The sequence below is a fragment of the Enterococcus sp. ARL09-542 genome (assembly GCF_005234805.1).
In the GTDB taxonomy this organism is placed as follows: domain Bacteria; phylum Bacillota; class Bacilli; order Lactobacillales; family Enterococcaceae; genus Enterococcus_D; species Enterococcus_D gallinarum.
In genome coordinates this window covers 21,728-43,671 of record NZ_QPQX01000014.1, presented here as the reverse complement: position 1 = coordinate 43,671, position 21,944 = coordinate 21,728, and the positions used below count along the sequence as shown (strand labels likewise).

15 protein-coding genes are annotated in these 21,944 nt (G+C 42.1%); 1 reads left to right on the top strand and 14 read right to left on the bottom strand.

Annotated features, from left to right (window positions below):
* Positions 1-299: 299 nt before the first annotated feature.
* The 13 genes from DVW06_RS13505 to DVW06_RS13445 all read right to left on the bottom strand — a co-directional run bounded on the left by DVW06_RS13505 (position 300) and on the right by DVW06_RS13445 (position 18,906).
* Positions 300-2,987 (bottom strand): HAD-IC family P-type ATPase, encoded by a 2,688-nt coding sequence (locus DVW06_RS13505; RefSeq protein WP_137264757.1) that lies wholly within the window; start codon positions 2,985-2,987, stop codon positions 300-302.
* A 349-nt stretch (positions 2,988-3,336) separates the two neighbouring features.
* Positions 3,337-3,804, bottom strand: coding sequence for a GNAT family N-acetyltransferase (locus DVW06_RS13500; RefSeq protein WP_081131133.1), 468 nt, complete (start codon positions 3,802-3,804; stop codon positions 3,337-3,339).
* 147 nt (positions 3,805-3,951) lie between these two features.
* Positions 3,952-4,800, bottom strand: a complete 849-nt coding sequence (locus DVW06_RS13495; protein WP_005469876.1) for a PRD domain-containing protein — start codon at positions 4,798-4,800, stop codon at positions 3,952-3,954.
* A 17-nt stretch (positions 4,801-4,817) separates the two neighbouring features.
* A complete protein-coding gene (locus tag DVW06_RS13490; protein WP_096711082.1) occupies positions 4,818-6,284 on the bottom strand; it encodes a glycoside hydrolase family 1 protein in 1,467 nt (488 codons plus the stop codon).
* A 43-nt stretch (positions 6,285-6,327) separates the two neighbouring features.
* Entirely contained in the window at positions 6,328-8,163 is a 1,836-nt protein-coding gene (locus DVW06_RS13485; protein ID WP_005469873.1) for a beta-glucoside-specific PTS transporter subunit IIABC, read from the bottom strand.
* 318 nt (positions 8,164-8,481) lie between these two features.
* On the bottom strand, positions 8,482-11,112 hold the full coding sequence (locus tag DVW06_RS13480; protein ID WP_096711083.1) for a calcium-translocating P-type ATPase, PMCA-type: 2,631 nt from the start codon (positions 11,110-11,112) through the stop codon (positions 8,482-8,484).
* Between the two features lie 132 nt (positions 11,113-11,244).
* A complete protein-coding gene (locus DVW06_RS13475; protein WP_029486217.1) occupies positions 11,245-11,592 on the bottom strand; it encodes a 2-dehydro-3-deoxy-phosphogluconate aldolase in 348 nt (115 codons plus the stop codon).
* Between the two features lie 51 nt (positions 11,593-11,643).
* Entirely contained in the window at positions 11,644-12,927 is a 1,284-nt protein-coding gene (locus tag DVW06_RS13470; protein WP_081131137.1) for an SLC13 family permease, read from the bottom strand.
* A gap of 252 nt (positions 12,928-13,179) precedes the next feature.
* Positions 13,180-14,088, bottom strand: a complete 909-nt coding sequence (gene dapA, locus DVW06_RS13465) for a 4-hydroxy-tetrahydrodipicolinate synthase (protein WP_137264756.1) — start codon at positions 14,086-14,088, stop codon at positions 13,180-13,182.
* A 142-nt stretch (positions 14,089-14,230) separates the two neighbouring features.
* Complete coding sequence (locus tag DVW06_RS13460) at positions 14,231-15,355, bottom strand: sialidase family protein (RefSeq protein WP_096711094.1); 1,125 nt, start codon at positions 15,353-15,355, stop codon at positions 14,231-14,233.
* 92 nt (positions 15,356-15,447) lie between these two features.
* Positions 15,448-16,476 (bottom strand): 4-hydroxythreonine-4-phosphate dehydrogenase PdxA, encoded by a 1,029-nt coding sequence (pdxA, locus tag DVW06_RS13455; protein WP_096711084.1) that lies wholly within the window; start codon positions 16,474-16,476, stop codon positions 15,448-15,450.
* Between the two features lie 28 nt (positions 16,477-16,504).
* On the bottom strand, positions 16,505-17,662 hold the full coding sequence (locus DVW06_RS13450) for an iron-containing alcohol dehydrogenase (RefSeq protein ID WP_029486204.1): 1,158 nt from the start codon (positions 17,660-17,662) through the stop codon (positions 16,505-16,507).
* Between the two features lie 20 nt (positions 17,663-17,682).
* Positions 17,683-18,906 carry a four-carbon acid sugar kinase family protein gene (locus DVW06_RS13445; protein WP_137264755.1) on the bottom strand — a complete coding sequence of 408 codons (1,224 nt, stop codon included), beginning with the start codon at positions 18,904-18,906 and terminating at the stop codon, positions 17,683-17,685.
* A 181-nt stretch (positions 18,907-19,087) separates the two neighbouring features.
* On the opposite strand from DVW06_RS13445, the gene DVW06_RS13440 reads away from it, so the two are divergent.
* Complete coding sequence (locus DVW06_RS13440; RefSeq protein WP_096711086.1) at positions 19,088-20,866, top strand: sigma-54-dependent transcriptional regulator; 1,779 nt, start codon at positions 19,088-19,090, stop codon at positions 20,864-20,866.
* 111 nt (positions 20,867-20,977) lie between these two features.
* Here DVW06_RS13440 and DVW06_RS13435 read toward each other — a convergent pair whose 3' ends face one another.
* A complete protein-coding gene (locus DVW06_RS13435; RefSeq protein ID WP_021150724.1) occupies positions 20,978-21,913 on the bottom strand; it encodes a helix-turn-helix transcriptional regulator in 936 nt (311 codons plus the stop codon).
* Between the last annotated feature and the right edge of the window lie 31 nt (positions 21,914-21,944).

Sequence of the window (21,944 nt, the reverse complement as noted above, 5' to 3'; positions counted from 1 at the left end):
AGTATATGTTTCCGCTTACAAATAAAAAAGTAGACATTCCTTCCACTTGAACTGGCAGATACCTGCACCTCATCTGGTGGGATTGAATGATTAAATCATTTCTCTTGTTACTACCACAGCAACTGCTTTTTGTGAAGAGTCTGCTTGATAAAAGAAACAACAGCGAATAAAAAAACAAAAAAAGGAGGCTCTCATACATCGAGAGGCCTCCCTTTATAGCACTATTCAAAAAACTTACTCTTGTAAAATTGACTTTCCTAAAGAAAAGAGTTGTTCTGATTCAGTCAATGGTTATCTCGTTATTCACGAATCTCTTTATAGCTTACATTGTATTCTTTCCTATTCCGGAACCATTTGTCCAGTTCCGTGACTAGCAAAATAACGGCCCCGGAAAGCAGTGCGATCCCCCAACCGGTCAGTGATAGATTCGCCGTATGGAAAGCTTTTTGCATAAATGGCACATAGGTCAAGACAACTTGTAAAGCCACCATCACACCGATGATCAAAAAGGCTTTCGGATTGGTAAAGGACGCCTTCGAGAAAGCAGACTCGCTCGTACGAATATTGAACAAGTAAAAGATCTTACTTAACACAACAATGTTGACCATCATGGTACTCGCAACCGCTTGGTCGACGTCTTGTGTCAACAACCATTCATAGGCTAAAATGCTGATGACTGCCATCAACACTGAGACATAAGCCATTTGCCAAATATCATGAGTATTCAATAATCTGTTCCCAGTTTTTCGAGGTTTCCGCTGCATGATTCCTTTTTCTGCCGGTTCAAAAATAAAGGCAAACTGGATCGTGATTGCCGAAACCATATTGATCCACAACAGCTGAGTGGCTTGCAAAGGCATGTCATTTTGCATCAAGATCGTAAAAGCAATGATCAAGCCTTCCGCAAATGAGGTAGGCAGCAGAAATAAAATGCTCTTTTTGATATTATCATAGATTCTTCGTCCCTCTTGGATCGCCGAAGCCATGGTGCCAAAGTTGTCATCAGTCAAAATCATATCTGCAGAATCTTTGGCGACGTCTGTTCCGCTGATTCCCATTGCTACCCCAATATCGGCCCGCTTTAAGGCAGGTGCATCGTTGACCCCATCCCCGGTCATAGCTGTCACTTTCCCTTTGGCTTGCAAGGCTTTGATAATTTCCAGCTTATTTTTAGGTGTTGTTCGAGCAAACACTTGATTCCTGATGACTGCGTCTTGAAAATCACGCTCTGCCATTTGGTCCAGTTCAGAGCCAGTCACTACATTGATTTCTTTGGCCAATCCTAACTTTTCACCGATTGCTTTTGCTGTTAAAGGATGATCCCCGGTGATCATTTTGACTTGGACCCCAGCTTGCTTCATCTCCTGCAAAGAAGCGATGACTTCTTCTCGAGGCGGATCGATGATACCGGCGATGCCCAAAAGCTGCACACCTTCAGCAAAGACCGTTTCATCCAGTGAATCGACCGTCTGCTGGTCTGTTAGCGAACGATACCCCACTGCAACCACCCGTTTTCCTTCTGAAGACAACCCTTGGACCTTAGCAGACCAACTTTTTTCATTAAAGTTCTGGTCGTAGACCTTCGCCATGGCAAACAGCTTGTCTGGTGAACCTTTAACAAATAATAGGCGTTCCCCTGCCTGATTTTGTACCAGCTTTGCCATGTAGCGGTAGTCGGAATCAAAAGGCAGCATAGCGATTTCTTGATAGCCAGGGGTTTCGGGATAGGCAAATTTTTTGTAATAAAGGGTCAAGAAAGAGCCATCGGTTGGTTCGCCATTGATCCCCCAATGGTTCTCTTCTTCCACTAGCACAGTGTCATTCGCTTCAAATCCTGCTTCTAGGAATAAGGCTAGCTCCTGTTCATCTGCTTCGGTAACAGGAGAAAGCGGGAGAATCTCCCCTTTCGGCTGATAGCCGTCGCCAGTGATCTGGTATTGCTGATGTGCTAAAACGATGTCCTTAACGGTCATCTCGTTTTTGGTCAAAGTTCCTGTCTTATCCGTAGCGATCACATCGACAGAACCTAATGTTTCAACAGCCGGCAATGTTTTGATGATGGTCTGCTTGTTTTTGGCCATTTCGCTGACCCCCATTGCTAAAACAACGGAAGTCGTTGCTGGTAAGCCTTCCGGGATCGAACCTACGATCATTGTCACAACGGCTAAAGAAAGTACAGAAAGAGCATAGGTTTCTAAAAACAGACTGACCACAAACAGGACAATCGCGACCCCCATGATCACATAGGTGATACCCTTACCTAACCCATCTATTTCTTTCATCAAAGGAGTCTTGCGTTCTTCTGTGCGGTTCACTTCAAAAGAGATTTTGCCGATCTCTGTTGTTTGACCTGTAGCAATAACGATTCCTTTCCCGCTACCAGAGGTAACCGATGTCGACGCAAAAGCAATGTTGCTTTGTTCTGCTAAAGCGATAGCATCTTCTAGCAATGGCATGCTCGTTTTCTCAACCGAATCAGGTTCGCCTGTCAGCGGAGATTCCTGTATTCGTAGATTGTCTGCTTCAATGATCCGTAGATCCGCTGGTACATTGTCACCAGCTTCCAAGAAAACCACGTCACCGGGAACCACTTCTGCTGCTGCAATATCTTGGCGAGTGCCTTCCCGATAGACCGTCGCTTGTGTAGACAGCATTTGCTTGATGTGTTCCAGTGCGTCCGAGGCATTGGCTTCTTGATAATAGCCAATCAATGCATTGACCAAGACAACCGTTCCGATAATGATTGCATCCGAAAGGTGTCCCATGAGTAATGTCAATAGTGCAGAGAAGATCAAAATATAAATGATCATATTGTTGAATTGCCGCAACAACAATTTCCATTTAGGGGTCTTTTTTGTTGTTAGCTGATTCAAACCAACTTCTGACAAACGTTGCGCTGCTTCCTTTTTAGTTAATCCTGTCCTATCCTTAAGTCCATATTTTTCCATTGTTTCTTCAATAGTAAGTTGATAGTTCTTTGTCTGCATTTTTTGCCTTCCTTTTTTAATTGAATTTTTTCCAACACAAATAAGCCCTCCATTCAGTGAGACACACTAAACAAAGCGCTGCTTCTTGTCCTATTCAATCAAAAAGTAAGGCAAATCAAAATAGATTTTCTGCTCACCGTCACTCGAGTCACTAGACATTCCTTTACCACCCCCTTTAAATTAGAATCAATAATAGCGTATTCATTTTTTTTAGTCAAGTCTGCAACTCCAACTCAGTTTGCCAATTAAAGCAGAACAACTATGAGGAGCACAGAAGTGAAACTGCATGGTTCGAATCGAAAAGGACGAGTGCCCCTGCCCTTTTGTTACCCATTCAGTAAGAAACAAATCAAAGGGGATAAACCAAAAGATGCTGCGGTCCTTTGGGTCCCATTTTCTCTTCACCACTATCTACAAAACCCATTGAATAATACAGTTTTTTTGCTGCACTATTTTTTTTATTGACTGCAAGAACAATTTGTTTAGTTGCTGGAAAATGAATTTTTACAAAATTAGGCAATAATCGCAATGCTTCTTTTGCATATCCTCTCCTTAGATATCTCGCATCAGTAGAGAAACTCCGCAACAAAAGAGCGTCATTTTCATCCGTATAGTCTGCTTTTTGGGGTCCTGCATCCAAAACAAAAAAAGTCACCAATTTCTGTTGGGAAAAAGCCAAGATCGAATGATGCTGTCGATTCTTTTGGGAGATTGCAATATTTTCTTGTGGCGTCCCTGTGAAATAGGTCATTTCGTCAGTCAGAAAATAATTGACAACATCTTCTTTGTATTCATCTCGATATTTCATTAGTTCCATCTTTTATACACACCTCTTCTGGTCTAAAACAATAGCCCATTCATTTGTAGGTCATTTTATCAAGTATTGCTTGAAATTACGAATAAAGTCATATACCTGATCGTTACACAGGTATATGACTTACAGACAGGTCCAAAATCAGGCTTCTTATTGTTCAATCGCCGAATGATTCATTAAACGATTGATATGGACACCTAGAAAAACGATCTCATTCTCAGGGATTTTCGTTTGATATTCATTATCTACATACGCCTTTACCTTTGTTGCAATCTCCATAGCATTTGGGTAAAGGGCCCACATTTGCCGATACAGTCCTTCGTCTTTTTCTTGCAATAATCCTTCTGTAAAGAAACGATCTACAAAAAAACGGACATGTGTGATAAAGCGGCTATAATGAATCGAATTTGTATTCACATCTTGCTGGATCGAATAGCGGACAAGGTTTACGATAATCCCAATCAATTTCGCTTTCTTCAACCCATCCTGATTATCCGCAGACGCAGATTGGGCATTGATCAAATGAAAAGCAATATTTGATGCTTCTTCTTCTGGAAGAAAGATTTGATACTTTTCACGTAACAAAAGTAACGCTTGTTCTGCAACTGCGTATTCTTTTGCATAATAGTTTTTGATTTCCCAATACAAACGATTGGTGATACTTAACCCCTTCTCTTGGCGTTCAACAGCAAAATGCAAGTGATCCGACAACGTTAAATAGATCGTAGAGTTTAGCGGATTGGGCATTAACTGTTGGGCCAATTGAACGATTTCTTTCGTCATCTCAAAAAACCTAATGGGTATCTCATCAATTAATTCAGCAAACTGCAGAGATCTCGTTTCATCAATTGGGAGAAATACTTGATCAATTTGAGAATCCGTTATCTGCTCTCCGGCTTTTTTCCCAAATCCAATGCCTTTTCCAAGTGCAATCATTTCTTGGCCTTCATTGTCAACAAGTACAACACTTGAATTTAAGACTTTCTTGATATAAATCATGCACTATCGCTCCTTCGTCATTCTCCTGCTAGGATTGCGCCATTAGTCTCAATCACTTTTTTGTACCAGTCAAAAGAGTCTTTTTTGGATCGATCATAAGTGCCATGTCCTTCATCATCTGCATCCACATAAATAAAGCCATATCGTTTTGACAGTTGGGAGGTACCAGCACTAACTAAATCGATTGGTGCCCAGCTTGTATAACCAATCAGATCTACGCCCTCATCAATCGCTTCTTTCATTTGTTTAAAATGCGCTTCGAAATAGTCCCTACGATACGGATCATGAACGTTCCCCTCTTCAAGGATATCTTTTGCTCCCATTCCATTTTCGACGATCATCAATGGAATTTGGTAGCGATCATATAACTCGATCAGCGAAATCTTTAGTCCTTTAGGATCAATCTGCCAGCCCCATTCAGTGGATGGTAATTTAGGATTTTTCACCCCTAGTACAGTATTTCCTGGTGTTCGTTCTGCTTGCGGATTCCCAGATTCCGCCATAGACATATAATAGCTGAAAGAAAGAAAATCCACTGTATAATCTTTTAGTATTTGAGGATCTTCCGGTGCCATTTCAATCTTGATGCCACGTTTTTCCAAGTCTCGCAAAATTAAGCGAGGGTATTCTCCTTTTACTTGAACATCTGCATAAAAATTATTCTCTAGGTTCTTCTTCAATGTCAATTCCACGTCTAGTGGATCACAGGTTAACGGATAAGTCATTAATTTTGTTATCATACAGCCTATTTTGTTTTGAGGATTTTTTTCGTGTGCAACTTTTGTAACTAGTGAACTAGCGACAAATTGATGATGCAAGGCTTGATAGATCTCTTGATGCTCTTTCCCCGGAGTACATTGTTCAGGAATAATTCCAGCTGTTGTAAAGGGATGACGATGAATGCTGTCGATCTCATTAAAGGTCAGCCAGTATTCTACGTATTCCCCAAATTCCTCAAAGCAGACTGTGGCAAATCGGACAAAGTCAGCGATAACTTTGCGTTCAACCCAACCATTATATTTCAAACTCAACGCGACTGGCATTTCATAATGAGAAAGTGTCACGATCGGTTTGATTCCTAAACGCTGCATTTCTTGAAAGACATTTCGATAAAAAGCAATGCCCGACTCATTTGGCTCCAGTTCTTCTCCTGTTGGAAATAATCTCGTCCATGCAATCGATAAGCGTAGTACTTTGAAACCCATCTCAGCAAATAACGCCAAATCTTCTTTGTAACGATGATAAAAATCGATTCCCCGACGTTTAGGATAAATCGTGTCTGTTGGATCAGCGATTGCTTCTTTCACGGCGTTTACCGTCACATGCATATGGGCTGCAAAATTTTTGGTGTCGACATCTGGTTTATACGTGGCGATATCTGCTACAGACAACCCTTTCCCGTCTAAATTCCACCCACCTTCCACTTGATTGGCAGCAATCGCTCCGCCCCATAAAAAATTCTCTGGAAATGTTGATTGACTCATAGTTGTATTCTCCTTCACGTTTTTTGATTATGCTGCTTGAATTTTACGAAACAAATGGAGAGATGGATAAAACACCCTCGCTTTTAGACATATTTTCTGTTTGTTCAATTGGTTTGATAATGAAATTTTCTTTGTTAGTCACAACGCAGATAACAGTCGGGTCATACCCTGCTTGTTTGATGGCTTCTAAATCGAATTGAAGCAATGGTTGTCCTTTTTTGACATAATCCCCCGCACTGACAAGCGGTGTGAAATATTTTCCTTCTAATTGCACCGTGTCGATCCCTATATGGAATAGGATTTCAGCACCATTCTGGGTCTTTAAGCCAATCGCATGGTTGGTTTCAAACAACATAGTAACTTCTCCATCCTCTGGTGCTGTTAGTTCGCCAGATGTGGGGATAATACCGAATCCCTCACCAATCATTCCGCTGGAAAAGACATCGTCTTTTATTTCGGCTAGCTTAACAACTTGTCCCGCAACAGGCTGACTGAGAACTTCTGATTGAGGGTCTTCTTTTCCTTCAACGGCCTCCATGACTTTATCTTTAAAAAGAAACAGGACTAAAACAAAAGCCGCAAGAAAAGAGACTGCTAAAGTGACTAATGCCCAAACTAAATTCATACTATTTGATTCATCAACGAACATGGTGATACTAGCAAGACCCGGACCCACTAATGCAAACGCTTTGATTGTAAAGATGCCAGCAACTGCTCCACCAACCAAACTAGAAGCCATCACCCCATATAATACCCGTTTGTTTAAAATCGTTACCCCATACAATGCTGGCTCTGTAATGCCAAACAGTGCAGAAATTCCAGCAGAAATAGCTGTTGAGCGAAGCTTTTGATCTTTTGTCCGCAGACTGACAGCAAAACATGCCCCAGCTTCAGCAATATTATGGGCAAGTGAAGCCGGTAAATAAAGCAATTCTGCCCCCATCTCGCTCATGGAAGAGACCGCATAAGGGATCATTGCTTTGTGCATACCGGTCACAACCATCAATGGTAACACAGCTGCTAAGATACCTGTTGCAACCCAGCCTAGATGAGTATAAAGCCAAATAATCGCTGCAGAGAAAACTGTACCTACCTCAAATCCTAAAGGTCCTAAAATCAATAGCGCCACTGGAACTGTGATTACTAGACTCATCATCGGAACAAAGAAGATGCGAATCGGTTTTGGAGAAAAACGAGTAAATAGTTTTTCGACTTGCGAATAAAACAAAACCGTTAAAATTGCAGGAAAAACTTGTGATGCATAGGCAATATTCTGTAATCCGATCCCCAAAAAGGTTGCTCCATCTGTCAGCAACGCTGTTATTTCAGGCAAAATCAGCGCCCCGACTGCTGAAACAGCCACTAATTGATTTACTTTTAATTTATTTGCCGTGGTCATAGCGACTAAAATCGGTAAAAAGTAAAGGGGGGCTCCACCTATAAGATTTAAAATTTGATACGTTTGGCTTTGATTATCAAGCACTCCTGTAACAGAAGCGAGTAACAGTAGTGATTTTAAAACACCACCTCCGGCAACCGCCGGTATAAGTGGCTGAAAAATGGAAATAACAAAATCCAACAGGACAGCTCCCCAAGACTGCTTTGTTGCACTTCCGCTGTCCGCATTGTCTAACTGATGCCCCAACAGTGACATCACTTCGTCATAAACTTCCACAACATCATTGCCAATGATAACTTGACACTGGACATTCTGCCGGACTCCGATGACACCCTCCACTTTTTCTAGTGCTTCTTTTTGAACTAGAGCATGATCTTTCAGGGTAAACCGTAACCTCGTTGAACAATGTTCCAAATGAGAGATGTTTTCTTTTCCGCCAATCAATTGGATGATGGCAGTTGCCGTTTCCTTTACATTCATTGTTTTTTTCTCCTTTAGATTATTTTTCTCTTCGTTGGCCAAACAAAGAAAAAAGCAGACAACACCTATTAAAACAACCAAATGAATCAGAACGATTCACTCATTGCTTTATATAGGTCCTGCCTGCTTAACCAGTCACATGCCTGTTTATTAATTGCATAATACCACGAAGAAATTGGAAACGCAACCACTATTTTTGATCCATAAGTTTGCCACCACAGCCAAATGTAAAACTCTAGGAATCAGGTAAGTACAAATTTTTAACATTCAAAAAAGGCATTTCCCAAAAGGAAAATGCCGATAAATCAGTGACGTTTGTTACATTGAAAGTTTGCCTTCTAAAACTTTCGCGTCTTTGCTGCGAAAAGCTTTGGTCAATTCACTAACAATCAGTGGGACTAATGAGAGCAGAATCACGATCACCCATTCAATTCCTGTCAAACTTTGAACTTTGAAAATTTCTTGCAAGAATGGAATGAACAAGACCGCCAACTGCAAAGCTAAGCTGACTAGAAAGGCTTTATTCATCGCACTGTTGGAGAAGACACCAATGCTGAAAATAGAACGTGTTTCGCTGCGGACAGCAAACGCACGAGTCAATTCCCCAAAGACGAGTGTAGCAAATGCCATCGTATTTGCTGTGCCGTCAGCAACGGTTGGATCTGACAAGACGTATTCCCCTAACCAATAAGCTGCCAACGTGATTGCTCCTACCAAAACGCCGTAAAAGATCATACTTGCAGCAAAGCCATCAGCAAAAATGCTTTTCCGGGAATCGCGAGGTTTTTGTTTCATCACGCCTGGCTCAACTGGTTCCATTCCTAAAGCCAATGCAGGTAGTGAATCAGTGACTAGGTTCAACCAGAGGAGTTGGATCGCAACTAATGGCATCTGATGGAAATTCAATGCAGTTGCAACGAAAATCGTGATGATTTCACCGATATTACAACTCAATAAATACTGAATCGATTTCTTGATATTGGAGAAGATCCCTCTTCCTTGTTCGACCGCATGGACGATCGTGGTAAAGTTATCATCCGTCAAGATCATATCCGCTGCCCCTTTAGCCACATCCGTCCCGGTGATTCCCATCGCACAACCAATATCGGCTACTTTCAAGGCAGGCGCATCATTGACACCATCACCTGTCATGGCGACGACCATGCCTTTTGCCTGCCAAGCCTTAACGATCCGCATTTTATGTTCAGGCGAAACTCGCGCATAGACAGAATACTTTTCTACTTCTTCTTCCAATATCTCTTGCGGCATCATGTCCAGTTCTGAACCTGTCATGGCTAGATCTCCAGAGCGGAAAATATTCAATTCTTTGGCGATTGCAACCGCAGTCAATTTGTGGTCACCAGTGATCATGACGGGGCGAATCCCTGCATCGTAACATTGAGCCACCGCTTCTTTGACTTCTTGACGGGGAGGATCGATCATTCCGACTAACCCGACAAATGTCAAATGGTTCTCGATGTCTTCTGAAGTCAGCTCTTCGGGCACTTCAGTAATGTCTTTATATGCAACACCTAGAACGCGCAAGGCATTTGATGCCATATCAGCATTTTTAGCAGCAATTTTTTGAGCTTCTGCTTCATCAATCCTACAGCGATTCAGCAAAACATCAGGTGCTCCTTTGACCATGACGCGATAGCCTTGTTCGGTTTTATGGATCGTGCTCATCAATTTGCGTTCCGAATCAAAAGGAATCTCAGCCACACGAGGCATGTTTGCTTCTAACTCATTTTTGTCTAATTTTTCTTCGTACGCTTTGCTGACAAATGCGGTTTCTGTCGGGTCGCCGGTCACTTGGAACTCACTGCCATTGACCGTTAACTTAGAATCATTACACAATGCTCCGATGGCCAATAGTTGCTGCGGGGTTGCCGATCCATGAACGAAGGTTTCAACTACGGTCATTTTGTTTTGCGTCAATGTACCCGTTTTGTCACTGCAGATCACTGAAGCAGCCCCCAAAGTTTCGACTGCAGGTAGCTTCTTCACGATGGCATGACGTTTCACCAATCGTTGGACACCTAATGCCAGAACAATCGTAACGATGGCCGCCAGTCCTTCGGGAATAGCCGCTACCCCAAGGGAAACAGCCATCATGAAGATTTCAAGAATTGGCCGACTGTATAAAAGACCTACGATAAACATCAGGACACAGATCCCTAAACAGATAATCGATAACAATTTTGAGATTTCTGCCATTTTTCGTTGTAGCGGTGTCGTATTGTCATCTTCAGAGATCAACATGTTCGCGATACGACCAACTTCCGTTTTCATCCCGGTACTAGTAACGACACAAGTTGCACGCCCATTAGTGATCACTGTGGAGGAAATCAGCATGTTCTTGCGATCAGCTAAAACAGTATCTTCAGGCAATGCTTCTAGTGCTTTTTTGTTCACAGGAACTGATTCACCTGTCATGGCAGATTCATCTGCTTTTAGATTGGCTGCTGACAAGATCCGCACATCCGCTGGTACTAAATCGCCAGCTTCTAATTCAATGATGTCTCCCGGAACAAGAGTAGCTGTTTCAATATGTTCCAGTTTCCCATTGCGAATCACTTTAGCCAACGGGGCTGACATTTTTTGTAATGCTTCCAAGGATTTATTGGCATTGTTTTCTTGTGAGATCGAAATGATGGCATTGATCACGACGATCAACAAAATAATGACGGAATCGATCCAGTCTTCAAAACCGCTGGAAACATAAGAAAGAAAAGCAGCGATCAATAGTACGATAATCATTGGATCTTCTAATTGCCCGATCACTTTTTTCAATAAACTTTCTTTCTTTTTCACTTCTAATTCATTTCTTCCGAAAGACTGCAGCCTTTTTTCAACTTCTTGACTGGATAGCCCTGCAGCTGCATTGGTATCCAACGAGCGTAAGACTTCTTCTTTCGATTTGGTAAACCATAAATCCACTGTGTTCATCTCCTAATGTTAGTTTCATCGTTCATTCGGTTTTACCAATCTGGCTTCCTTTATCAAAAAATGTCATAGCAGAAAGAAATTCCGTTCTACTATGACTGATATTCAATAAGGAGCAGATCGCAAAGGATGCTTTTATTTTCTTAAGATATGAATGGCAAATCCGCCAAACTCGCCGGCAAGATAAATATTTTTCAATTTGTTTTCTTCATCATAGGCAGCTGTATCCATATTAAAGGAGAGTCCTTTGGCTTTTAGCTCCTCTACTGCACTTTCCAAGTTGGAAGTCCGCATAGCGATATGTCCATTTTTTCCTAAGAAAGGTGCTTTCATACATTCGAAGTAGTCACCGGCAAATTCTGATTTCTGTCCATGTCGTGGCGTCAGATTAAAGATCATGCTCAGTTGGGTGGCAAGTTCTTGTGCTTCGGTTTCATTTTCCATGTTGATACCAATATGTTCTAATTCAAAGTGATTTTCCATTGTCTTACACCTCTTTCATACTTGTTGAACAGTTGATTCCAGTTATTATTATTACATCGGGAACATCAAAATCGATCCCACGGTTAGAAATACGAGACGGATAAAGTATTGAGGAATCGTAAATTTCCAAAATTGTGCGGCTGTGTATTTCCCAGTTCCTAAAATCATTGCTGGCATCCCATCAATTGGCAGGAAGTGACCACACCAACCTGAGATCACGATGGCGCAAGCTGCGGCTGTAGGATCTAAGCCTAAACTTCTGCAAGTAGCGATCGCTAGCGGCGTAAATACATAGACTGTACCAATGGTCGATCCTGTTAATGTAGCCAACAGACTGGTCAAAATACAGAATGCAAAGATCATCACAAAAGGATTCACGTTGGTTCCCAACATTCCCGCAACCGAAGTCCCAACTAAATTGGTCAATCCTGTACTTCCTAATGCGTCTGCCACACCAATGACCCCGGCTGACATCAAGATGATCGGTGCACTGATGGCATCACGGATTTCTTTAAAGTCTAAGACACCAATCAATAAGATCACCGCAACAGATAAACCAGCCATCGCATAGCCGGCATCGCCGATTTTACTTTGTAGCAACATACCGATGACCGCAAAGATAAATACACCATAAGTCGTCAATTCTTTCCATCTCGGCAGACGGGAAGCAGTAACATTTCCGTTAGTGACATCCACATCTTTGCAGTCTTCAGAAGTAGGATGATCCGGAAGAAATTTGTATTGAATGATACAATTGACTAAAAAGCCAATGGATAAAAATAAGTTAACAATTGCAAATTTAAAAACAGAAACCTCTGCCATGATCCCAGCAGAATTCAAAACAGCGATCACGATCCCATACTGCAATGCGGTATTGAAAGGAATCAACGGATGATTGGTCGCAAATCCCGCAGTCATAATCACTTTTGATGGGGGTAATTTTTTTGAATAAGGCAGTGTAGATAATAACCCAAGTGTCAGTACATAATACGCAGTTGAACCCGTTCCGAACAAACTACATCCTAACATCACTACCAGAATGATCAGAATATAAGACTTGAAGCCACCTTTGTTTGCCATCGAGAACATGGCTTTTTTGAAAACGACGATAAAACTTGTCTTCTCAAGGGCAGCGATAATGGCCATGAACTCAGCTAACATGACGATGGTCGAATTCGAGAAACCGGCAAAAGCCCCTTTAATATCCGTAATACCAAAAATGACTAGCAACAAACAGGCAAATAATGGCGCCGCTCCAAAGGGAATTTTTTCAATCATTACTAAAACAATCATTACTACGGTAATTGCTAATGCAATCATCATTTGAATAGTCATAGTGTCCTCCTACTTCTAGTCATACGCATGTGCAGGAGAGGTGACGTAAATTAGGTGGCGAATGAACGCAGATCCGCTCCTTCGCTGCTGTCACAAGGAGAGGGACAAGACCACTCTTCCTGTGAGCACTTTATCTAGCTGATTCGCTAACTCATTTTAAAGCCAACACGCTAGCGAACTTGAGCTATTCCTCCCTTACGCCACACCTCTCAGACTGCTTTTGCCTACACAAAACAAATGCTTGTGGACTTCTTAACGCATGCCTTTCGCTTTGTCTTCCTCTAATACTTTTTTCAATGCTTCGATTCCTTCAGCTGGAATTTGGTTGAATGGTGCCCGGCATTTTCCTACGTTGTTGCCAAGTAACGCTGCGGCTGTTTTAACAATGGTATTGGGATTGCCATATTTGAAACAGTTGCGGAAGTTTTGAATCCGTTCATTGGCTGTCTTCGCTTCTTCGATCTTGCTTTCTACGAAAAGGTCATAGATAGATGCCATTGTTTTCGGATAAACATTGGCACAACCCGCAATACCGCCAGTACCTCCTGCTAATAGCGTCCAGATAATCAATTGGTCATTGCCTGATAATGTGTAGAATTTCCCGTTCGTTTTTGCCTTTCCTGCTTCGATATAGCCTAAAATATTGGCAAAGTTGCCGCTAGAATCTTTTGCACCAATGATATTTTCGATTTGTGCCAGACGAGCGACAGTCGCTGGTGCAATAGCATTCCCTGTTCGAGCAGGAATATTGTAAAGCACGATCGGCATATCAACTGCTTCGGCAATCGTTTTGTAGTGCGTATAGATTTCTTCTTGGCTCGCTGCTGCAAAACTCGGTGCAATGATCGATAAGACATCTGCGCCAGCTGCCTGTGCCATTTTACTTTGGGCGATTGTTTCTTTTGTAGAGATGGCTCCTGAACCAGCATAGATCGGTACCCGGCCTGCAGTTTGATCAACAACGACTTCTAAGACAAGCTTTTTCTCTTCTGCAGACAAGATATAGCCTTCCCCATTTGTACCAAAAGGAAAAATCCCGTGGACCCCATTGTCGATCATGCGATCTACTTGGTTGCGCAGTTCATCAAAGTTGATACTTTCGTCTTCATACATTGGGGTCAAAATAGGGCTGATGATGCCTTTTAATTCGATTGGTTTCATAGTAATGTCTCTCCTCTTTTATAGAACACGTATGGAATACGGTTTCATTTTCATTAAATTGACGGATGCCCGCGCTGCCGCTTTTTTCAGGGGACCAAGCGCGATATTGGGCTGTCTTTCCGTCAATGTTACCGACGTTTGTTTACTTCTCGACACCTTCACCGGAGGTTGGATTATACACACCTACGGATTCCCGTTTTTCGCCAAACAGATCAGCAACGGTGAAACGAACATACTTCACACAAAGACGATTGCGGTAGGCATAGACCAGATGTAAATTCCCCTGGCTATCCTGGTAAAGGGTTGGGTATTCATGTTGTGAATTGTTGGTTTTGTTTTCCGCACCGATATAGCCTTCTGCAGCTTCAAAAATTCGTCCGATCGGCCATGTCTTGCCAAAATCTTCACTTACAGAGACAGCGACTGGATTCCGCAATCCCGGCCAAGCAACTTGTCCAAAAGCAGCATTTGGTGCGGCATTGACATTGTATGCCAATGCGATTTCACCGGAGTTCAGTTTGATCGCACTGATACTAGCATTGTTATTAGGTAAAACAGTTGCTGTCGGCACAGACCAACGATCGCCAAAATCAAAGGATTCACTGCTGTAGACGAAATCTGCGAAGCGGCTTCTCATGAAGGCAACTAAATGACCAGGCTCGACTTCCACGACATTGGCATGGACCCGACCGTTGCTATCTGGCATCCGAACAGCACGCCAAGTCTGTCCTTGATCATCCGATACTTGGAACTCTGTCGGGTCATTCGTCAACCCATCAGCTGAATCTTCACACAGCCACGTGCTATACAGCCAACGGCCATTACTTAAGATTTGGATTCCTTGACGGCCAAAAGTGCCTTCTTTATCAAAGAGAACTTCTGGTTTTCCCCATGTTTTTCCTTCATCAGCTGATTTTTGAACCATGATGATTGAAGTGAACTGCATGTTGTCTTTTCCTTCTTGGCGGCTGACTTGGGATGTGTAGATCAGCCAAATCTTGCCATCTGGCGCCCGGAAAAAGGACGGATTCTGTTCACTACGGTCTATGCCTTCTGAAACAGTAACGGGAACCGACCACTTCTGTGTTTCTGGGTCTAATTTTGAGACGACGATCGAGATGTCGCCGCTTCCCTCAAAGCTTCCTGCAAACCACCCACACAACATCCCGCCATCTGCTGTTTCGATCAAAGCGGGTGCGTGAGCTGTGTTGTTGCCACCGGTAGGAATCAAACCAAAATCAACATTCAAGAATGTATCTCGGTACATGACACCGTTCGGCTCTGATTGTCGCACTTGTTCTAAATGAGTCAACGTGTTTCTCCCCCTAACCAAATTTTTATGTTGTGCTGCATTTGTGCTTATTTTGAATGTTCTGCCAACCGAATAGCGTAATCGATGGCATTTTCTAAACTGGCTTCACTAGCCGTCCAGTTACCTGCTTGATCAAAGGCCGTTCCATGGTCGACAGAAGTCCGAATGATCGGAAGGTTCAACGTAATGTTGACGCCTTGCACTGCTTTCCAGTTTTGTGCTTCTTGATCGTAGACAAAGCCTAAAAGTTTCAAAGGAATGTGGCCTTGATCGTGGTACATGGCGACGACGATGTCATACATGCCCCCATTGGCTTTTGAAAAAAGAGTATCTGCAGGCAATGAACCAAACACATTGATTCCTTCCGCTTTGGCTGCTTCTACAGCAGGATTGATTTCATCGATTTCTTCACGGCCGAACAATCCATTTTCGCCACAGTGTGGATTCAAGCCAGCAACTGCAACGCGAGGATTTTCGATCCCTAGATCTTTGCAAGCCTGATCTGCGATACGAATCACATCGAGGACACGTTCTTTCGTGGCCCGGTCACACGCTTCCCGTAATGACACATGGGTCGAGACATGTACGACTCGCAAGTTGCCATCTGCCAACATCATGGTATATTTATCGGTACCGGTTAGGTCGGCATAGATTTCTGTATGTCCCGCATAATGATGACCGGCAGCATTCATGGCTTCTTTGTTCAATGGATTCGTTACCGTTGCATCGATCTCTTTGGCTAAAGCTAACTCGATGACTTTCTTCACATATTGAAACGCTGCGTCACCACCGACATGAGAAACTTCACCAATGTGAAAAGTTGCCATGTCTACGATCTTTAAGTCGATCAGGTCGATCGTTCCAAATGCATAACGCCCATCCTTGGGCTGGCTGATCACATTCACTTCCAAAGCTAATTCAGGATGTTTTGCTAAATAGTAATCAACAACACTTTTGTCTCCAACTAATAATGGGCGGCACTTGTCATAGAGTGCCGGTTTGGCAAAAGCTTTAAGGGAGATTTCAGGTCCGATCCCTGCAGGATCTCCCATTGTGATGCCGACAATTTTTTTCATGACACGCTTCATCCTTTCTGAGTTCAAATTATAAAATTTGCAGATAGATGGCCCGAGCATCTTCTGGTGTGACTTCTCGTTTGTTGTTGACCAGTAGACGTGTTACTTCCATGCCCGCTGCTACTAAACCATCCAAGTCTTCTTCTGGTACATTGAATGTTTTCAAACTCGTTGGAATTTCCAAAACTTTGACGATTTCGTCTAACTGGCTGATCATATACGCTGATTTTTCGTCAACCGACCAGTCTTGATGTCCCTCTTTGATGACACGATCATAAGCAACAGCGAGTAAGTCTTTGATTGCTGGTTCATTAAATTTCATCACTGGTGTCAACAAAATCGCATTGGAGACACCATGAGCAATATGGTATTTACCGCCTAGCGGATAGGAAAGGGCATGAACGGCTGTCGTGCCTGATGCTGTGATTGCTACCCCTGCATAAAATGAACCAAGCAACATGTTCCGTTTTGCTGTTAATGCTTCTGGATTTGTGCAGGCTTCGATAATGTTGTTCATGATCAAATCCAATGCTTCCAGCGCAAAAGTATCACTGATTGGATTAGCTTTGGCAGATGTGAAACATTCAATCGCATGACACAATGCATCTACACCTGTGGCTGCTGCGATTGGTTTTGGCAAGTTTTTGATCATCCGTCCATCTAATAAAACGAAGTCGGCGATCATTTCAGGATTGACGATCCCGATCTTCAAGTCTCTTTCTGGAACACCCACGATAGCATTAGGAGTTGCTTCAGCTCCAGTTCCAGCAGTGGAAGGAATCATCAAACTAGGTACTTGTTTTTTTGCCAATAATGGATTATCTAATAAATCTTTGACTGTGTAGTCATCCGTTGCTAAGATCGAAGCCAATTTCGCCACGTCCATGACCGATCCACCACCGACGGCAATCACTAAGTCAGCAGCTTCTTTCTTAAAGGCATCGATCACTGCTTGTGCTTCGTGATAGTTTGGTTCCGCTGGAATATCAGCAAGAACCGTGTAATCGATTCCTGCTTTTTCAATGATTTGAATAGGCAGATTGACCAAACCTAAATCTAGAAGTCCCTTATCTGTGAAAATAACGATTTTATGAACACCACTGCTAATGATTTCTTTTAACTGCTCAAGCGCATGTTCGCCTGCCTGAATATTTTTTGGCATTTTTAAACTGTAGTCTGTTAGCATAATAAATCCTCCTTAATCATTTAATACCATCTAATTTCTTCAAGTAATTCTTCTGTCCCAAAACCACCTGATTTCGTAAGAACTTGCATCTTTTGGTTATTCCATTCGATGGCAGATAAAACAACGCCCGGTTTGATCTCAGTCAACGGCTTGATTCCGGTCACACCCAAGACTTTCATTGATTGGAACAAGGTATCCCCGCCGGTAAAGAGAAAGGTATTCTCTTGATGTTGTGACCAAAGGGCTTTGGTCAACATGCCTAATGCCTCCCCTATTCTAAACCGACAAGCTTCAGCAGATAAGCCCATTTCTTCGCTATAAGCCACAATTTCAGCTGTTGTTTGTTCGCTATAGGTTTCAAAAATGACTAATGGCTGTTTTTCCATCAACTGAAGATAACTAACAATCTCTGTTTGTCCTGCGGTTGTTTGCCAATAGGTAGGATGCAACAGTTGTTGCGCTGTTAATGAAATCCGCGGATAGTCTTGCTCAACATACTCAATTTGTTTCTTTGTGATCGGGTTGACGCTTCCACAGACAACCACTACTGGCTTTTGTAATTTGTAAGCTACTTCTTTGCCGTTGGGGAACAACTGTTGTGCGAGAACCTTTGCGAACCCTGCACACCCGACCGTCATACCCAAAAGATCGTTCTCTACTAGGCGTTTTGCGTGGACCTGTAACATATCATCTGTCTGTGCATCAAAAACCATTACACCTGTTTCCGGCAACGACTGGTCTTTGACTAGCATTGCCTTGATCCCTGCTTCCGACTGCAGCCGCTGCATCACATTGCTTTCGGTCACAGGTTCATACGGATCATTTGCAAAAACACTTTCTGATACCAAGACATCTTCTATATATAAATGACCATCGATCACTACCCGATTCATTTCTGGATATGCGGGTAAAAAAGGAAGGGCCGCTTGTTCGCTCATATCGAGAATCGCTTTGATCTCCGCGCTGATGTTTCCTCTTAATGCTGAATCTACTTTTTTATAAATAAATGGAACCTGGGCAACTTTTGCATCTTCCAAAATCGTTTTTGTCTTCTCATATGCTTGATCAAAAGTTAGGTGCCGACTCTCGGTATTGAGAACCAACACTTCGATCTCCTGCGGAAGTGTGTTATATTGGACGACTGTTTCCGTTGAGACTAACGTTTGAATGCCTTGTCTCGAAAACTGGACCCCAGTATCCAGTGCTCCTGTAAAGTCGTCTGCAATAACTAACAACTTTAACATCTACTCACCACCTCGTACTTCATGATTTGATTATAGGGACAAAAATCAAGCGTTTACATTCTAAAAAAACGAAAAATCGTTTAATTTAGAAACGATTTCTTAAACAAGGGATATTTTTTACATTTTACATGCTATTATTGTTCATATATGAAACAACTATCGATTGATGGAGGGAAAAGGGATGAAACGAAAGATTTTAGGTATTGCACCTTATGAAGAATTAAATCATTCCATGCATATGATCGGCGAACAATATCCGGAAGTGGAAACGACCATCTTCACCGCTGATCTGGTCGAAGGACAAAATCTTGCTGCTAAACTGTATACTGATGGCTATGACGCGATCATTTCTCGGGGAGGAACCGCTAAACTGATTCGCAAAGTTGTATCTTTACCGGTCATTGATGTCTCATTATCCATTTATGATGTTCTAAGTTCGATTCGGCTAGCAGAAAATTATACTCAAAATTTTGCGATCGTCGGCTATCCCAGCATCACCGAAAAAGCCCATTTGCTCTGTGATCTTTTAGGATACAAAATTGAGATCCACACCATCGATGAGACCATTGATGCCAATGAGATCCTTGATGCATTAACAGAAAAAAACTATGAATTGATCTTATGTGATGCCATCACCAACCGCATCGCTCTTTTGAAATCTCTAAACACGATTTTGATCACTTCAGGATTGGAAAGCATCAAAAGTGCTTATGAAGATGCTTTGTCGATCATTGATCACGTCCAGCAAGTCAAACACAAAAAAGAGATCCTCGAAAAAGGGATCTTGAGTCAGCAGCAAGACTTGCTGCTTTATGATGATACGTATACCATTGAATTTTCTACATTAGAACCAGATTTTGCAGAAGAGATCCTCAAAGTTCTTCAGGCCAAACCAGAAAAGAAAGAAATCCAGCACTACTCACAAACACAAAATAAGTATGTTTCCTTATTAATCAAACCGTATACTGTCGATCAGCAGCATTACTACAGCTGCGCTGTTCAAGAGAATAGCGCACCACCCGTAACCAACAAACTAGATATCACTTATCAGAAAAAAACAGAAGTCGCTGATAGTTTTTCAAAAAAGTTATTGTTTTCGCAATTTATACCTGAACGCGTCAAGCATGAAGTGAAAAAATACGAAGATTACTATTCTTCTTATCTTGTCTTCGGGGAGAGTGGCACTGCCAAAAAAAATATTGCTTACCAAATTTATCTAAATCAGACCAAAAATACCAACTACCTGATCTCGATCAATTGCAAACTCGTCACAGATAAACTTTGGAAATTTCTAGTCAATGCCACCAATGGTCCCTTTGTCGACAGCCATAACACCATTTTCTTTGAGAATGTTGAGCAATTGAACGCAGCAGCAATCGAACGCATTGTCTCATTGATCAAAACCACCAATGTGCGGAACCATAATCAGCTGATCTTTACCTATGACAACAATAAAGCAGCGGATCAAACGACTTTCAACCGACTGGCAAGCCAATTAAACTGCGCGAAAATCTATGCACCAGCGATTCGGGAACGAAAAAATGAATTAAGTATCATCACGACATTGCTTTTGAATAAAATGAACATTGCCTGCAACAAAGAAATCATGGGCTTCGAGCCGAAAGCCCTCGAATCATTCATAGCTTTTGACTGGCCTGGCAATTTCGACCAGCTGCAATACTGCATCAAAGAATTGGTGGTCAATGCCCGCACCCATTATATTACCGAACACCAAGTCACAGAATTGCTGAACAAAGAACGACTGGTTCAAAATTTTACCCATCTCAAGGATCATTTTACTGCCAAAAATCCTTTACATCACCCCACGTTGTTTGACTACACCAAAGAAATCATTTTGAGCGTGTTAGAACAAAATGAAGGTAACCAGACCAAGACAGCGAATCAGTTAGGAATCAGCAGAACCACCCTCTGGCGCTACCTGAAAGAAGAGCAGTTGTAGTGAGAGACCACAAAAACGAAAAATCCCTTGCTAGCACTTCTGAAAGAATAGTCGAAAGTGTAAGCAGGGATTTTGCCCTGTTCATTACTTCTGATTCTCTAAAAACGCTTTTCACTCATAACTAGCCATGATCTTTTTGATACAGTCTAAATAATCCTTCCGCAATATCTCTGGGGAAATAATTTCTACGTGTTCACCGAAGCCGAGAAAATAATTGGTCATAAACCGCAATTCTGTCTGATCGAATTTCCCTTCGATCCACGTTCCCGTTTCTCTTTGGCAAAGAGACATATTGGAAAATGGATGCTTCAAAAAATATTCTTTCCCTGTTTCACTGACCTTAGCCTTGAAGGGAATGTTTCGATAGGTTTGCATTTGCTTCTGGTACGAATCCAGCAACTCCTCTTTTGCATACAAGGTTTGATAGGGTGTTTCCACCACGATCGATGCCATAAAATCGCAACGGTAGGTCCGCCATGCTTCTTTTGTTAAATCGAATGCCGTACAATACCAGTAGCCATCCATTAGAATCAGTCGAGTCGGCAACAGCCGTTTTTGTTGCAAACCGTAGCGTGTATACTCCACTGTGATGATCGCATTTGTCAAAATACATTCAAACAACTGTTCCAAATTTTCAGTCGTGGCGATTTGACTGATTCCTTCATACTGCACACAATCCAACATAGTCGCGATTTGCTGCTGTTTCTCCTTTGGGAAGGTATGCAACAATTTTTCTTGTAGCTGGCCATAAGTAGCGCCAAATGGTGAATCGGTCAATAATTTCAATAGTTGTAAGGAATAAAAAATGGCGAAGACCTCTTTTTCGCTAAAGTAAATGGGCGGCAACAACGTATTTTGCAAGACCTGATAACCACCATAGCGTCCATTCTCGACATATAGTGGCACTCCTAGTGCTTCAAGTTCTTGAATATCACGAAGTGCTGTGCTCTTTGAAATAGCAAAAGTCTCCATCAATTCCTTTAAATGAAAGACTTTCTTTTCATTGATATAAAACATTTCTTGTTGGATTCTTTCTGTTTTTTTCATATTCTCCTCCAAAGGTGTCATGAAATGAAAC

Bases quoted from the DNA above. Each gene is read 5' to 3' on its own strand.
- DVW06_RS13460 (WP_096711094.1), bottom strand. From the start codon at position 15,355: ATGTACCGAGATACATTCTTGAATGTTGATTTTGGTTTGATTCCTACC.
- DVW06_RS13435 (WP_021150724.1), bottom strand. From the start codon at position 21,913: ATGAAAAAAACAGAAAGAATCCAACAAGAAATGTTTTATATCAATGAA.
- DVW06_RS13505 (WP_137264757.1), bottom strand. From the start codon at position 2,987: ATGCAGACAAAGAACTATCAACTTACTATTGAAGAAACAATGGAAAAA.
- DVW06_RS13500 (WP_081131133.1), bottom strand. From the start codon at position 3,804: ATGGAACTAATGAAATATCGAGATGAATACAAAGAAGATGTTGTCAAT.
- DVW06_RS13470 (WP_081131137.1), bottom strand. From the start codon at position 12,927: ATGACTATTCAAATGATGATTGCATTAGCAATTACCGTAGTAATGATT.
- pdxA (WP_096711084.1), bottom strand. From the start codon at position 16,476: ATGAAAAAAATTGTCGGCATCACAATGGGAGATCCTGCAGGGATCGGA.
- DVW06_RS13440 (WP_096711086.1), top strand. From the start codon at position 19,088: ATGAAACGAAAGATTTTAGGTATTGCACCTTATGAAGAATTAAATCAT.
- DVW06_RS13475 (WP_029486217.1), bottom strand. From the start codon at position 11,592: ATGGAAAATCACTTTGAATTAGAACATATTGGTATCAACATGGAAAAT.
- DVW06_RS13495 (WP_005469876.1), bottom strand. From the start codon at position 4,800: ATGATTTATATCAAGAAAGTCTTAAATTCAAGTGTTGTACTTGTTGAC.
- DVW06_RS13450 (WP_029486204.1), bottom strand. From the start codon at position 17,662: ATGCTAACAGACTACAGTTTAAAAATGCCAAAAAATATTCAGGCAGGC.
- dapA (WP_137264756.1), bottom strand. From the start codon at position 14,088: ATGAAACCAATCGAATTAAAAGGCATCATCAGCCCTATTTTGACCCCA.
- DVW06_RS13485 (WP_005469873.1), bottom strand. From the start codon at position 8,163: ATGAATGTAAAGGAAACGGCAACTGCCATCATCCAATTGATTGGCGGA.
- DVW06_RS13480 (WP_096711083.1), bottom strand. From the start codon at position 11,112: ATGAACACAGTGGATTTATGGTTTACCAAATCGAAAGAAGAAGTCTTA.
- DVW06_RS13490 (WP_096711082.1), bottom strand. From the start codon at position 6,284: ATGAGTCAATCAACATTTCCAGAGAATTTTTTATGGGGCGGAGCGATT.
- DVW06_RS13445 (WP_137264755.1), bottom strand. From the start codon at position 18,906: ATGTTAAAGTTGTTAGTTATTGCAGACGACTTTACAGGAGCACTGGAT.